Origin of the sequence: Sphingobacterium sp. ML3W, from assembly GCF_029542085.1 — a bacterium.
Classification (GTDB): Bacteria; Bacteroidota; Bacteroidia; order Sphingobacteriales; family Sphingobacteriaceae; genus Sphingobacterium.
Genome location: NZ_CP107036.1, coordinates 222,599 through 237,923, shown reverse-complemented (window position 1 = coordinate 237,923; position 15,325 = coordinate 222,599). Strand labels below are relative to the sequence as shown.

Genomic DNA, 15,325 nt, shown 5'->3' with positions numbered 1-15,325 from the left:
GCGAAAAAGAAGCAAACCTTGTAAGCCGGGTTCTGTAGACCACCGAAGTGGAATTTCTATCATTTATCTAGATTTGCCATCGCTGACAAACTCAATCAACCTACCCATTACGAATTCCAATAAATTGAAAGAAGACGAGCAGCCTTCGGATTTCGCAACCTATTTGGTCTTTCAACACACGAGGTTTACCGTAATATATGTTACCATACAAGACCGTAAGCTCTTACCTTACGTTTTCACCCTTACTCCGAAAAGCGGTATATTTTCTGTGGCACTTTCTGTCTGCTATTTAAAATAACATCCTTCCCGTTAGGAAGCGTGTCGCTCTATGTTGCCCGGACTTTCCTCTCCTCCCAAAAAGAGCAGCGATAGAACCAGTTTGCTTCTGCGCAAAAGTAGCGATTTTACTTGGATAAACAGCCAATTTCTTTATAATTTCAACAAAGCTGGGCATAAGGCTTTACGCATTACAAAAATTACGCAATACGCTTGCGTAGATAACATAAAGTTTTTGTATTTTCATCTAAACTTGCTTCAACAAAACATGGCATTAAACAAACTAGCACTGATCCGTTACAAAACAATAGATAACTGTCTTCGGTTAAGACATCGTAAGTGGACTTTAGAAGATTTAATGGAAAAGGTTTCTGATGCTCTTTATGAATTTGAAGGCATCAAAAATGGCATTAGTAAACGCACTGTTCAGGGCGATATACAGTTGATGCGAAGTAATAAATTAGGTTATAATGCGCCTATTGTTGTCACACATCGTAAGTTTTATACTTACGAAGATCCAAACTATAGTATAAGCAACTCGCCTATTTCGGTCGGCGATATGCAAAAAATGAAGGAAGCTGTAGAGGTCTTAAAACATGTCAGCGGCTTTTCGAGTTTTGATGAAATGAGCGATATTGTCGCACGCCTTGAGGATAGTATTCATACTAAAAAAGATAATCAACCTTCCATTATCCAAATGGAGAGCAATAATCTTTTGAAAGGCTTATCATTTATTAGCCAGCTCCATCAGGCTATTCGTGAAAAAACACCACTTCTAATAGGCTATCAATCTTTTAAAGCACTACAAAAACAAGATCTGGTATTCTCCCCCTACCTATTAAAAGAATATCGTAACCGTTGGTTTCTCATTGGACACCACAGAAAAAGCGAGGGATTAATGACACTTGCTTTAGATCGGATCGAAACGATAGAGGAAATGGGGAAAAATTCGTATAAAGAATATACAGGGATAGATTTTGAACGCTACTTTTCCGACACGATCGGTGTCTCAAAAACACATAAAGATCGTGGCCATCGTGTTATTCTGGAAATAAATGCAAGAAACGCTCCTTATGTAGAAACCAAGCCTATCCATCCTTCTCAGCAGATCCTGGATAAAAAAGACGACGGCTCCCTCTTAATTCGTATTGATGTTGTCCTGAACTTTGAACTGGAACGGGAAATTTTAGGATTTGGTGAAGCGATCAAAGTAATTGCTCCACGCAATTTACAAAGTCGGATAAGGCAACGTTTGGTTGCAGCAGCTCAATTATATCCTGATCGGTCGGAAAAGTCATCTGATTCTGTATAGAATCACCAAGCTTTCAATCGTCTTTCGTAAAAATCTGGATTTAATAATCTCGAGCTCCTGATCGATCCTCAGTTCACCTTCAAGACATTTTCCGGCAAACCAGAAACTGACCTGAAACATATAGACCGCTGCAGCACAAATGTGGCTAACTGAGATCAGGGTTAATAGCCTCTAAATAGCTTGCGCAATCGCATAACCACTTGCCCAGGCCCATTGGAAATTATATCCGCCAAGCCAGCCCGTCACATCGACAGTCTCACCTCCAAAATAAAGACCGGGTATTTTCTTGGATTCTAATGTTTTGCCCCGCAGTTCCGCCGTAGCAACACCCCCACGCATCACCTCGGCTTTATCATAGCCCTTATCACCTGCGGGCTTGACCTTAAAACGATGAACCGTATCTACAATCGACTTAGCGTCAGCTTTGCTTAAAGATGCTATTTTGATATCCAATGTGAGGAATTTGCCAAGCGCATCCACCAGCTTTCGACTAAAATAGTCATTCAGCAATTGTGAGACCAATCGCTTCCCGCCCTGCTGCCGCTCTTCTTTGATCAACTGCTCCAGATTAAAATTGGGGAGCAAGTCTATCGTAATCTCCTGTCCCGGTTTCCAATAGCTTGATATCTGAAGAATTGCTGGACCGCTCAACCCCCAGTGCGTAAACAATATATTCTCTTCAAAAGACATATTGGCTGTGGAGACTTTCGAAAATACCGAATTGCCGGCCAGAGAAGTATACCAATCCGCATCTTTACCGGTAATTGTCAATGGTACCAGTGCTGGAGCCGTTTTCACAATTTCTAGTCCAAATTGCTTTGCAACACGCAATCCAAAATCAGAAGCGCCTAGTTTTTGAACCGGCAGTCCTCCCGAGGCAATCACCAGTTTCTTAGTTTCATACCGATACTCTCCTTTTGAATTCTCTACTTGAACGATAAATCCATTGGCGCTCTTTTCCACGGATTTCACAAGCGTATTGAGCGCTATATCCTGTTCAGTTTCATAAAGAATTTTCGAAAATATCGCAACGATATCTTTGGCTTTATTGGTTTCGGGAAACAGTTGTCCTAAGGTCTTTTCCTGTCCTTTAATGCCGTATGCTTCAAAAAAAACGATGGTATCTTCGACGGTCCATTGCTTAAATATCCCGTGCAAAAAATCTGGATTTTCAGAGATAAAATTAGCAGTTGTAGTTCCGGTATTTGTGTAATTACATCTTCCACCACCTGAAATCAAGATCTTTGCTCCTACCTTATCATTACGCTCCAATAGCAACGTTTTCTTTCCCAGCAATCCTGCTTGTGCTGCGCACATTAAACCACAGGCACCACCACCAATGATAATAGCATCGTATATATCCACAGTCTTATATTAATAAGCAATCAATTGATCTTCAGTTGAAATGACGCGTCGTTCTGATTGACTCTGGTAGCCGAGTTCGATGATACGAATCACATCTCGCGCCTGATCCGGTGAAGCTATTAAAGTAGCTTGACCTAAAATAGTATCCGCAACATTTTGATAAAAATCAGGATATGATCCACGTTCCGATGCAATGATTTCCTCTACATCTCTACCATCTTCGACAATGTTTAGTTTACCATAAATACTTGGATCCTCTTCACCCCAATTTGGGTCTTCATCGGGGAACTTACCGTCCCGCAATAATGCTTCCTGGGGATCAACGCCATTTTTCACAAAATTGCCATTCATACCAAAGAGGCGATATCGTGGGGTCGGTTCTTTCGCAAGCATCGATCCTTTTAGCGAAACTCTCAGGTTATCGTAATACAAGATACAGTCAAAATTGTCAATGGTCTTTGCATGATCACGTTGTACAGCGAGATCTGCAAATACAGCATTCGGCTTTCCAAATAACTGCAAAGCCTGATCGATCAGATGTGGGCCTAAATCGTAAAATATACCCGATCCAGGCAGATTTTCCTCACGCCAAGCATTTGGCCGCAAATAATTCCGGAAACGGTCAAATCTCGATTCCAGATTTACGATCCTTCCCAATCGTCCACCTTTTATGATTTTCACGAGTGTACGGAAATCCGAAGTAAATCTCAAATTATGATAAGGAGCAAGCACCAAATTCATTTCTTTCGCCAAGGCGATCAACTCATCTGCTTGTTCTACAGTATTTGTAAACGGTTTTTCAACAACGACATGTTTTCCTGCCTCTAAAGCACGTTTTGCCATTGGATAATGCATATCGTTAGAAGTAGCAACCACGACCAACTCGATCGTATCATCGGCAAAAATTTCATCAGCAGACAGTGCAATTTCCGCTTGCGGAAAACGCTCTTTCAATAACACCTGCTGCTCAGCCTTACGCGCAGTAACCTTTACAAGTTCCAATGCCGCAACCGAACGCATGACAGGAGCATGAAAAACCTGTCCCGAAATACCAAAGCCTATAAGGCCAACACGAATCTTCCTCATATCATTACATTCTTTCTGGCACACATATACCCAACAAACCCATTCCCTTGGCGATAACTTTCGCTGCAGCAGCGGAAAGATGTAATCTAAAATTCTTTACATCATTGGCCTCGGCTTTCAATATGCTCTCTTCGTGATAAAATTTATTATATAACTTGGCAACCTCGTAAATATAATTTGCCAATTGCGCCGGACTAAATTCCTGTGCAGATGCCTCAATCGTTTCAGGAAATGCTCCCAACTGTTGAATCAGATCACGTTCATAAGATGAAATGGATGTCAGTACTGAAACAGGGTTATTGGCATCAAATTCAGCCTTACTCAAAACAGACTTGATACGTGCATGTGTGTATTGGATAAAAGGTCCAGTATGTCCCTGAAAATCTACAGATTCGTTTGGATCAAACAATAGACGTTTCTTGGGATCTACTTTTAATAAAAAGTACTTCAATGCCCCCATCCCAATAGTATTATAAAGTGTAGCCTTGGCATCTTCAGCCAAACCTTCGGTTTTCCCAAGTTCTTCCGTACGCTCCTGTGCTGTTTTAAGCATTTCAGCCATTAAATCGTCAGCGTCCACCACCGTTCCTTCACGCGACTTCATTTTACCGGAAGGTAAGTCAACCATACCATAAGATAAGTGGAACAAACCGTCAGCCCATGATTTACCTAGTTTTTTGAGGATCAAAAACAATACCTTGAAATGGTAATCCTGTTCATTACCAACAACGTAAATGGATTCACTCATTTTGAACTCATCATATTTAAGCTGCGCAGTACCTAAATCCTGTGTAATATAAACTGAGGTACCATCTCCACGGAGCACCAATTTTTGGTCCAGTCCTTCATCTGTCAGATCTATCCAAACGGAGTTGTCTTCTTTCTTAAAGAAAACACCTTTGTCCAATCCTTCCTGAATAATATCTTTCCCTAAAAGATAGGTATTGGATTCGTAATAATATTTATCAAAGTCTACGCCCAATTGCTTGTAGGTTTTTTCAAAACCAGCGTAGACCCAGCTGTTCATGGTTTTCCAAAGCGTAATAACCTCTTCGTCTCCTGCCTCCCATTTTTGAAGCATAGACTGAGCCTCTTTCATCAGTGGAGCATTCTTTTTTGCTTCATCTTCTAACTGCCCTTCAGCTTTCAATGCTTCAATTTCTTTCTTATACTCCTTATCGAAGACTACATAATATTTCCCCACAAGGTGGTCGCCTTTCATTCCAGTAGATTCGGGAGTCTCTCCAGCACCGAATTTCTGCCAAGCCAGCATGGATTTACAAATATGTATACCACGATCGTTCACCAAATTTGCCTTGATGACTTCGTAACCATAAGCTTTCAAGATTTCAGCAACGGAATAACCTAACAGATTATTTCGTATATGCCCCAAATGCAATGGTTTATTGGTATTTGGCGAAGAATATTCAACCATCAACTTCTTTCCATTCGCTGGGAAAATACCAAAATCTTTGGCAACAATCGTTTCATTCAACAAGGAGACCCAATAGTCGTCGGAAAGCACAATATTCAAAAAGCCTTTTATCACATTGAAGTCCGATATTTCAGTAATATGCTGTTGCAAATAGGTACCGATCGCTGCACCTGTCTGCTCTGGAGACGATTTCGAAAAGCGAGTTACGGGAAAAGTTACGATTGTAATTTGCCCTTCAAACTCCTTTCGAGTCGCTTGTAAAGCAATTTGATGTTCTAAAATATCTGCATTGTAAAGCTCCTTAACAGCCTGTACAGTGACTTCAACAAGTCGCCTTTGAATAGAATTTGCCATTTAATGATTTTGTAAATTTTACAACTTCCTGATAGTGAACTGGAAATAAATAACATTCCTTATTTAGGTATTCACCATTAAAGTATATCTTTGCAAAAATAATAAAAAATGCAGAGCTATCAGGAATTTCTTGACTTAAGTGTTGGTTTTCCGCAAGACGGATTCGAAATCATCGACGACGAATTGTATTTCCACGATTTGAATTTAATGGAAATGATAGAAACGTACGGTACGCCGTTACGTTTTACTTATTTGCCTATCGTCAGCAAAAAAATTCAACAAGCGAAAATCTTGTTTCAGACCGCTATTCTGAAGCATAACTATCGTGGATCTTACAAATACTGTTATTGCACCAAATCTTCCCATTTCAAGCACATCGTAGAAGAAGCCTTGAAAAATGACATCCACCTTGAAACTTCGTCTGCATTTGACATGCCGATGATTGATTCACTGGAGAGACAAGGTACCGTGACAAAAGACATCACAGTCATCTGTAATGGATTTAAAACCTATCAGTACAAACAGTATATTGTTGATATGATCCATGATGGATATAAAAATATTATACCGGTATTAGACAACAAAGAAGAATTCAACCTCTATGATGATGAAATTGAATTGGATGAACCTTGTGCTCTGGGTATCCGTATAGCTTCAGAGGAACAACCAGATTCCCAATTTTATACATCACGACTGGGCATTCGCCAAGAAGATGTTGTAGAATTCTATAACAACAAAATAGCGGACAATCCCAACTTCAAAGTAAAACTACTTCACTTCTTTATCAATTCAGGTATATCAGACACGCCATATTACTGGAATGAGCTAGAGAAATACGTTACCCTCTATTGTAAATTCAAAAAGATAAATCCTGATTTAGATACTTTAGATATCGGTGGTGGAATGCCTTTTAAAGACTCATTGGTACACGATTTTGATTATGAATACATGGTCAACGAAATCGTCAATCGGATCAAACAGATCTGTGCACACCATGAAGTGATGGAACCAGATATCATTACAGAATTTGGCAAATACACAGTAGCTGAAGCATCGGGTATCCTATATAAAGTACTCGGACGTAAGCAACAAAATGACCGCGAGCGTTGGTTTATGATTGATGGATCTTTTATAACAAATTTGCCAGATGTCTGGGCTTTAAACCAAAAATACATCCTATTACCAATCAACAATTGGGATTCGGAGTACGAACGCGTCAATTTGGGTGGAATCACCTGCGATGGTCAAGATTATTACAACCAGGAAGCACATATGAACTCTGTTTTTATGCCTAAAACACGTAAAGTACAATATTTGGGATTCTTCCATACTGGAGCTTACCAAGATGTATTGAGTGGATACGGCGGAATTCATCATTGCCTACTTCCTTCACCTAAACATGTATTGGTGCGCAGAAATAGAGATGAGACTTTCAATTACGAAGTATTTGGAGAGGAACAAAATTCCAAACAAGTCATGAAGCTATTGGGTTATCAATAAGATATTCCACCTAAAAAAATGGTGCTATAAATTTTAACGTATCTTTTTAGAAAGAAGATATGCTAATCAGTCATAGAGAGAAAGGTCTCGATCTTAGGATCGAGACCTTTTCTTTTAAGTAACCCCTACTTTTCCAATCATTTGTAATCTAAGTTTCCCCTGCCAATCAACTAAACTGACAGCATGTAACCTCATAACAAGTCATCACTTAATAGGGACTTCATTCGGACCTAATAGGGACCTCATTCGGACCTCATTCGGACCTCATTCGGATAAAACCGTATAAAGTTCGTTTTATCTCCGTATAATATTATGATTAAACCCATATCAATAATCAAGCTTTTCTCCTGCTGTCTCCATCCAGATACAACGCTAAACACCGGATGTAGTATAGTAATATATCTTTTATGTCAGTTTGCCACAAAATAAAGCAGGCCCCTTATTTAGGGGCCTGCTCATGGTGTATTTTCCGTTAATTTATTATGATTTTCCTTAAGAAATTCAGCTGTGGTTCTTTTCTATTTCGCCACCCAGGCATTGAAAAATTTCAATACCTTTTCTTCGTCATAGCTTTTGTCCTTTTCCAGACTGCCACTTTCCTGTACATGAAGTGTCTTTCCATTTTTATCCAATATGATAAAAAACGGATAACCTAATTTACTACCTTCAGGTGCATACTTTTGAAAAACCGCCTCATTCTTATTCTCTTTCGAATAATTTAGGTGATAATAGAGAAAACGACTTTTCAACAATTTGTCTACGCTCGCCGTTTTATGGATATAATCATTAAACCGCAGACACCATACACACCAATTCCCCCCTGCTTGAATAACGATATTCTTTTTTTCCTTCTTAGCCAATTGCAGAAGGCCGTCGATATCTTTTTGCGCGTCCGCTTCTGGGTTATAAGGCTTTGAAAGCTCTTTCTGAGTTTTTGAAACTTCCTGAGCGACTACACTTGAATGTACGAATTGGCTTCCCAAGAATACGCCAATTCCAAAAAACAATAATTTAATCCTTCTCATTATCCAACAAATTATTTATATGATTTAAAATTACAAAATCATTTTACCAAACCAAAACATAAGCCTATTATAATGGTTAAACAGTATATAGTTCTTTGCTACGACACAACAAAGAATATACAATAAGGCCATAGTAATGATGTTATCCCAATTATTTTAAAAGTGGTAACGAATTGTTTTAAAAAAAACATGGATAACATAACAAAACAAAACAAAAACAAACATGCATTATTTTTTATTTTTTAATAAAATTCCTTTAAAAATCCACAAATATACTATAACTTAGTATCAATAGGTTATATCAGCAATAGAAAGGACAATACCTTAAGACCAAAAACGAAACAAAATGAAACAAGAAGAATTCAAAAGGTCAAAATTAATAGAAAGAATAAAAGACACAAGCGAGTGGGATGTTATTGTCATAGGAGGCGGAGCAAGTGGCTTGGGTGTTGCATTGGATGCATTGAGCAGAGGATTCAAAACTATATTATTAGAACAGGTTGATTTTGCGAAAGGTACCTCGAGCAAAGCGACAAAACTCGTTCACGGTGGTGTCCGCTATCTCGCTCAGGGCGATATATCTCTTGTTAGAGAAGCACTTCATGAGAGAGGGCTCCTACAGCAAAACGCCCCCCATCTAGTTAAAAATCAATCCTTCGTGATCCCTAATTACAGCTGGTTTGACGGCCCCTTCTATACCATAGGCATGAAAATATACGATTTCTTAGCTGGTAAATTGAGTTTAGGAAAATCTATACATATTAATAAGGAGGAAACCCAACGCAGAATCAGCACAGTAAGAACAAAGGGATTATATGGCGGAGTTGTCTATCAGGATGGTCAATTCGACGACTCAAGACTCGCTATCAATGTAGCGCAGACCTGTATTCAAATGGGCGGCGTAGCACTTAATTATATGCGGGTAACTAATCTAACCAAAAACGGCGCAGGTAAAGTTAATGGTGTTATCGCGCAAGATACTGATACTGGAGAAGTTTTCACAATTCAGGGTAAAGCCATTATCAATGCAACGGGGATCTTTGTTGATGATATACTCAAAATGGATAAGCCCGAAGCAAAACAAATGGTTAGACCAAGCCAGGGTGTACACCTTGTTTTTGATAAATCTTTTCTTCCTGGGGACGACGCAATCATGATCCCAAAAACAGATGATGGTCGCGTTCTTTTTCTTGTCCCTTGGCACAATCGCGTCATCGCAGGAACTACAGATACGCCGATCGATGAACACAGTCTGGAACCGATAGCACTAGAGAAAGAGATCGAATTTATCTTAAAAACTGCTGGCCGTTACCTCACTAAACAACCAACCCGTCAGGATGCATTAGCTGTATTTGCCGGTCTTCGACCGTTGGCGGCTCCAACAGGAAATTCCAACAAAACCAAAGAAATCTCCCGAAGTCATAAAGTAATCGTCAGCGACTCAAATTTACTAACTTTGACTGGAGGAAAATGGACTACCTTTCGCCGAATGGGACAAGACACCGTTGATAAAGCAATTAAAATTGGCTGTTTACCAAAAAAGGAAAGTACCTCGGCAACACAAAAAATCTATAGCGCCATTCCGACCACCGATAGAAGTAACCACATGTATATTTATGGCTCCGACCAGGAGGCAATTCATGCGCTTGAACAAGAAAATCCGGTATGGGGTGAAAAATTAGTCGAACACCTGGAATTTAAAAAAGCAGAGGTACTATGGGCAGTGCGCAACGAACTCGCGCAGACCGTTGAAGATGTACTTTCACGCCGTGTACGCATCCTATTCCTTGATGCAAAAGCAGCAATTATCGCTGCACCCGAAGTCGCCAGAATACTCGCTCAAGAATTAGGTAAAGACGAAAACTGGCAAAAAAAACAAATAGAAAATTTCGAGAAAGTTGCAAAAAATTATATCTTAAACTAATAGAAAATAACCAGCAGTAATCAAATTATGGAACAACAATACATCTTGGCGATGGATCAGGGTACGACAAGCTCCAGAGCCATTATTTTTGATAAGGACAGAAATATCGTTTCAATTGCGCAAAAAGAATTTACACAAATATTTCCACATCCAGGATGGGTGGAACATGACCCGCATGAAATCTGGTCCACGCAGGCAGGCGTCACTGCCGAAGCCACAACGAAAGCCGGTCTAAACGGCAAAAATATCGCTGCCATCGGGATAACCAATCAACGGGAAACAATTGTTGTATGGGAAAAAGAAAGCGGTAGACCAATCTATAATGCTATTGTATGGCAAGATAAGCGCACAGCAGATTACTGTGACGAGCTCCGTAAATCTGGCAAACATGAAATGATACAGAAAAAAACGGGACTCATCCTTGACCCTTATTTTTCAGCAACAAAAATAAAGTGGATTCTTGATCATGTGGACGGAGCGAGAGAAAAAGCAAAAAACGGAGAGCTGATCTGTGGCACGATTGATACCTGGCTAGTATGGAATCTGACGCGCGGTGATGTCCATATTACCGATGTTACCAATGCTTCCCGTACACTTTTATTCAATATACATACGATGGATTGGGACACGGAGCTTCTTGAATTATTCGACATTCCGGCTTCCATGTTACCCGAAGTTAAGGAAAGTAGCGAAATATATGGTGAGTCTAGAACAACGATTTTCGCTCATAAAGTTAGAATAGCGGGGATTGCAGGAGATCAGCAAGCAGCTCTTTTCGGTCAGCAATGCATAGAAAAGGGAATGGTAAAAAACACTTACGGTACAGGGTGTTTTATGTTAATGAATATTGGTGATAAGCCAATCATGTCCAAAAACAATTTATTGACAACTGTAGCCTGGAAGATCAACGGAAAGACAGAATACGCATTAGAGGGAAGTATATTTATTGGTGGTGCATTGGTCCAATGGTTACGGGACAACCTTAATATTATCTATAAATCTGCAGATATTGAACAATTGGCACTTTCCGAAAAAGATAATGGCGGAGTGACATTTATCCCAACTTTCGCTGGACTGGGGGCTCCTTACTGGAACGCCAGAGCTCAAGGTACTATATTTGGATTAACGCGAGCTACAACAAATGGACATATTGCGAGAGCTTCACTAGAGGCTATTTCGCTCCAAACAAGAGATGTTTTACAGGCAATGGAAGCTGACAGTGGAATACCTATCAAGGAACTGCGTGTGGACGGTGGAGCAACGGCAAACAACCTTTTAATGCAGATCCAAGCAAATGTACTGGACAGCAATGTCATCAGGCCCAAAATTACTGAAACAACAGCATTGGGGGCAGCCTACCTAGCAGGACTGGCTGTTGGCTTCTGGAAAAATGAAGAAGAACTTTCAAAATTCTGGGCACAAGACCGTCTCTTTGAACCCGAAAAAGAACAAGAAGAACAGACCCAGAAAATTATTAAACAATGGACCAAAGGCGTTAAAGCATTACAATTCTGGACAGAAAACTAACCAATACTTATGAACCATTATTTAGCTGAATTTATTGGAACCTCTCTCCTTCTACTCCTTGGGAATGGTGTTGTTGCAAATGTTATATTAAAAGGAACAAAAGGGGAAAATAGCGGTTGGATTGTCATTACAACCGCCTGGGCCTTGGCCGTATATGTCGGAGTAGTCTTTGCAGGTCCTTACACGGGCGCTCACCTTAATCCAGCGGTAACAATCGCTATGGCACTTAACAACGCGCTACCTTGGACAGAGGTCCCCGGTTATATTCTCGCCCAAATTGCCGGTGGATTTTGCGGGGCATTATTAACGTATGTTATACACAAAGATCATTTTGATGCTACAGCCGATCCGACCACAAAATTAGGTGTTTTCGCTACCATCCCAAATATTCGAAATACGTCAACAAATCTAGCCAGTGAAATCATTGGAACTTTCGTTCTAATTTTTGTTATCTTCTTTATAACAGGTCAAGATGTTACGATCAATGGAAAGACTGAACCCATCGGGATGGGATCTCTAGGCGCTATACCTGTTGCTTTTTTAGTGTGGGCTATTGGCTTGTCACTGGGAGGCACAACAGGCTATGCGATTAATCCCGCCAGGGATCTTGGTCCACGATTATTTCATGCACTCTGGCCAATTAAAGGAAAAGGAAGTTCCGACTGGTCATACGCCTGGATCCCTATTATTGGACCAATTATTGGGGCGATCTTAGCATTTGTACTCTATACTTTAATAAAATAATAAAGGGATTCAATATTGAATCCCTTTATTATTTTATACTCGTTTTGGCTTTCGATGACCATATTCACGATCCCGCTCAAAAGTATTCATATGCCTTTCTTTTTTAACAGGATAAACATCTTCAATAACAATCAGAATACCTTTTTCCTCAACAGTGCCGAACTCATCATTTCGAGCTGTACCAAAAGACTTCATCGTTGGGGACAGGTTCATATATGTATTTATTAATGGTGGAATATTTTCCCCCAATGCTCTTACATGACTGTTTAATATTTTGTATCCCTCTTTATAATCTAATCCATCAAAAACACCAATAAAACGATCGTAGTCATTTTTGATTTCCAAATCAGGTAATGGAGTAACCAATTTATCCTGATCAGGAAAATAATAATCCATGAAGTAAAGCAACATATCCCGTGCATCCTTATTATAATGTGGATACATCGTCACTTTCCCAAAAAGGTACTTAATTTCTGGATTAAGCATCACCAAAGCGCCCAAACCATCCCATAAGTTGTCTAAGGAAAAGATACCCTTTCTATTGTCAATTGCGGGTTGGTATCTAGGTTGAACAAAAGACCGCCCGAGTTCAATGGTATACGGCAAATAATCTTTTGTAAACTGATCCGAGAACTGAAAATAATGAGCTGTAGATAAATTAGGAATACCATTTGTTTCTCCGGCTTCTGTACATTTAATCACACGATAACCTGCAACGACTTCCTCATCTTCAGGATTCCATGCGATCAATTGATCATAACAATCATCACATGTATCATTTTCATCAATATCAATTGAAAGCCCTGTACCTCCTCCTGCTCCACGGAATGTCAACTCTCGTAACCGTCCAATTTCGCGCATAGCATTGGGCGAGTTGTGATAGTTGATTAAGTATATCTCGTTATTTCCATTGTTGGTATAGCGTAAGAAAACGTCCTTGTTCAATTCGGCTTTCAATAGTTCTCTATCAACTGGAGGTATAATTTCTTGCATAAATTCTATTTTTCTTGAGCTAATCCATAAACCCTTCTTTTCACTTCTTCAGCCCAAGTCTTTTCGTTTTTTGATTGATCAAACGCTGTATAAGGGATTCTCTTTCCTACTATAATGTTAACGGTGTGCCCGCGCTGGGCAAACATTTCATCGGGTAAATATAACATTTCAATGTTTACCTTAAGACCTATTTTTTGTCTAAGCCTTGCAAAATTATAAAAAAACTTAGAGTTTTTGCCGTCAATAAGTACCGGAATGATATCTTTTTTATATTTTTTCGCTTTGCTAATAAAACTTTTTTTCCATTCCAGGTCTTCAATACGCCCATCTTTTTGCTTTCTGGAGACCAAACCCGCCGGAAATACAAGTAAGGCATCATCCGCCCCGTACGCTTCCTCAATTGCCGATATAGCCTGTTTCCCCTGACCACCTAGTTTATTTACACCTACAAATAAAGGTCTCAAATTACCTATATTTAATAAGATATCATTAACCAAAAATTTCACATCCCGACGATGCTTTCCTATCGCATGCATAAACGCTATACCATCTAAACCTCCCAAAGGATGATTGGATGCAAAAATTACAGAATCAGACTCAGGAATATTTTCTGCGCCATATAAATTCACAGTCACGCCCAAATCATTGATTAACGCATCAACAAAATCCAGGCCCTGCAAATCAGCAAAACGTGTCATAATATCATTGATCTCATCCTCATGGATGGTTCTTTTAAGATAGTTTAACAGGAAGGACGGAATCCACTTTGCTAGTCCCGCATTTTTTTTGTGAATAACCTCGCGTATATCAATAAATTTTTCATTCTCACTCGTAACCATCAATCTTATTTTTCTGACTAAAAAAACTAGTTGCCTCCCATTTAAGCATATCTCAAATAGCGGACAAAAATACTAACAGAATGCTAATAAAAGTACAATTTTAAACATTAAAATTGTACTTATTTGCAATAATGTGATTACTTACTTTTAATTTATCCACCAAACACAAAAAAGTTCCCACCCTCTTAAAGATTCTGATCTACAAAAATTTCCCTTTCACATCATTTTTTTTATTAAGTTTGGATATGTTAATAGGACAATTTCTTTCAAACGCAGATTTCAGCATTCAAAAAGCTGATTCAATACAGCAGGCATTAGAAAAACTACAAGACATGCTTTGTAAAGAATTGGTTGTTTTAAATGGGGATGAATATATTGGATTCGTCAACGAGTCTATTTTATTGGATGCCGACAATGACGAAGCTCCGATCTCCTCCATTAAAATTAACACAGCACCGATACAGCTCAGATTTAATCAGCATCCCTACGATGCATTGGTAATGACAACCGTATATAATAGTTCCTTAGTCCCTATTTTGGATCAAGATAACAAATATATTGGTGTTTCTACACAATTGGATATTTTAAAGGCAATTTCGTTAATCCAATCTCAAAATGAATCTGGGGCTATTATTGTATTGTCAATTGGACTACATGACTTTTCATTATCTCAGATTGCACATCTGGTAGAGAGTGACAACTGTAGAATTCTCAATTGTGCTACAAAAATAAATCTCGAAAGTGAGTCGATTGAAGTCACTTTGAAGGTAGACAAATCCAATATCAATGCGCTACTTAATTCATTCTTAAGGCATAATTATATAATTATGGAGACACACAATACTGTTGCCGCATTTGATGATACAGCCGAACGTTATCAACAGCTTATGAATTACCTCAATATTTAATTAATTAAGATTAGTTTTTTTCTCATCTTTGCCCCAT

General features: G+C 39.1%; 12 protein-coding genes and 1 other RNA gene. 6 read left to right on the top strand and 7 right to left on the bottom strand.

The window, feature by feature from the left end; translation table 11 throughout:
• Positions 1-5 precede the first annotated feature (5 nt).
• Positions 6-385: RNase P RNA component class A (gene rnpB / locus OGI71_RS01040), an RNA gene on the bottom strand.
• Between the two features lie 159 nt (positions 386-544).
• Here rnpB and OGI71_RS01035 point away from each other — a divergent pair.
• Positions 545-1,588, top strand: a complete 1,044-nt coding sequence (locus tag OGI71_RS01035; RefSeq protein WP_282253457.1) for a WYL domain-containing protein — start codon at positions 545-547, stop codon at positions 1,586-1,588.
• A gap of 171 nt (positions 1,589-1,759) precedes the next feature.
• Here OGI71_RS01035 and OGI71_RS01030 read toward each other — a convergent pair whose 3' ends face one another.
• Genes OGI71_RS01030 through argS form a run of 3 tightly spaced genes read right to left on the bottom strand, consistent with a single transcriptional unit; the run spans position 1,760 to position 5,828 of the window.
• Positions 1,760-2,947 carry an aminoacetone oxidase family FAD-binding enzyme gene (locus OGI71_RS01030; RefSeq protein ID WP_282256117.1) on the bottom strand — a complete coding sequence of 396 codons (1,188 nt, stop codon included), beginning with the start codon at positions 2,945-2,947 and terminating at the stop codon, positions 1,760-1,762.
• A 15-nt stretch (positions 2,948-2,962) separates the two neighbouring features.
• Entirely contained in the window at positions 2,963-4,039 is a 1,077-nt protein-coding gene (locus OGI71_RS01025; protein WP_282253456.1) for an oxidoreductase, read from the bottom strand.
• A 4-nt stretch (positions 4,040-4,043) separates the two neighbouring features.
• On the bottom strand, positions 4,044-5,828 hold the full coding sequence (gene argS, locus OGI71_RS01020) for an arginine--tRNA ligase (RefSeq protein WP_282253455.1): 1,785 nt from the start codon (positions 5,826-5,828) through the stop codon (positions 4,044-4,046).
• A gap of 108 nt (positions 5,829-5,936) precedes the next feature.
• On the opposite strand from argS, the gene OGI71_RS01015 reads away from it, so the two are divergent.
• On the top strand, positions 5,937-7,328 hold the full coding sequence (locus tag OGI71_RS01015) for an arginine decarboxylase (RefSeq protein WP_120260639.1): 1,392 nt from the start codon (positions 5,937-5,939) through the stop codon (positions 7,326-7,328).
• A 518-nt stretch (positions 7,329-7,846) separates the two neighbouring features.
• Here the strand turns inward: OGI71_RS01015 and OGI71_RS01010 are convergent.
• Positions 7,847-8,353: a thioredoxin family protein gene (locus OGI71_RS01010; RefSeq protein ID WP_282253454.1), complete on the bottom strand. Its 507-nt coding sequence runs from the start codon at positions 8,351-8,353 to the stop codon at positions 7,847-7,849.
• Positions 8,354-8,699: 346 nt separating this feature from the next.
• Between OGI71_RS01010 and OGI71_RS01005 the strand changes: the two genes are divergently transcribed.
• The 3 genes from OGI71_RS01005 to OGI71_RS00995 are packed head-to-tail and all read left to right on the top strand — an operon-like array spanning position 8,700 to position 12,548.
• A complete protein-coding gene (locus tag OGI71_RS01005) occupies positions 8,700-10,277 on the top strand; it encodes a glycerol-3-phosphate dehydrogenase/oxidase (protein ID WP_282253453.1) in 1,578 nt (525 codons plus the stop codon).
• A gap of 27 nt (positions 10,278-10,304) precedes the next feature.
• Positions 10,305-11,804 (top strand): glycerol kinase GlpK, encoded by a 1,500-nt coding sequence (glpK, locus tag OGI71_RS01000; RefSeq protein WP_282253452.1) that lies wholly within the window; start codon positions 10,305-10,307, stop codon positions 11,802-11,804.
• 9 nt (positions 11,805-11,813) lie between these two features.
• Positions 11,814-12,548 (top strand): MIP/aquaporin family protein, encoded by a 735-nt coding sequence (locus OGI71_RS00995; RefSeq protein ID WP_282253451.1) that lies wholly within the window; start codon positions 11,814-11,816, stop codon positions 12,546-12,548.
• A gap of 33 nt (positions 12,549-12,581) precedes the next feature.
• On the opposite strand, the gene OGI71_RS00990 is transcribed toward OGI71_RS00995, so the two are convergent.
• Positions 12,582-13,541 carry a GNAT family N-acetyltransferase gene (locus tag OGI71_RS00990; RefSeq protein ID WP_223582271.1) on the bottom strand — a complete coding sequence of 320 codons (960 nt, stop codon included), beginning with the start codon at positions 13,539-13,541 and terminating at the stop codon, positions 12,582-12,584.
• Positions 13,542-13,546: 5 nt separating this feature from the next.
• Positions 13,547-14,380: a 1-acyl-sn-glycerol-3-phosphate acyltransferase gene (locus OGI71_RS00985; protein ID WP_282253450.1), complete on the bottom strand. Its 834-nt coding sequence runs from the start codon at positions 14,378-14,380 to the stop codon at positions 13,547-13,549.
• Between the two features lie 245 nt (positions 14,381-14,625).
• On the opposite strand from OGI71_RS00985, the gene OGI71_RS00980 reads away from it, so the two are divergent.
• The gene (locus OGI71_RS00980; RefSeq protein WP_223582266.1) at positions 14,626-15,288 is read left to right on the top strand and encodes a CBS domain-containing protein; all 663 of its coding nucleotides are present in this window, start codon (positions 14,626-14,628) and stop codon (positions 15,286-15,288) included.
• Positions 15,289-15,325: the final 37 nt, after the last annotated feature.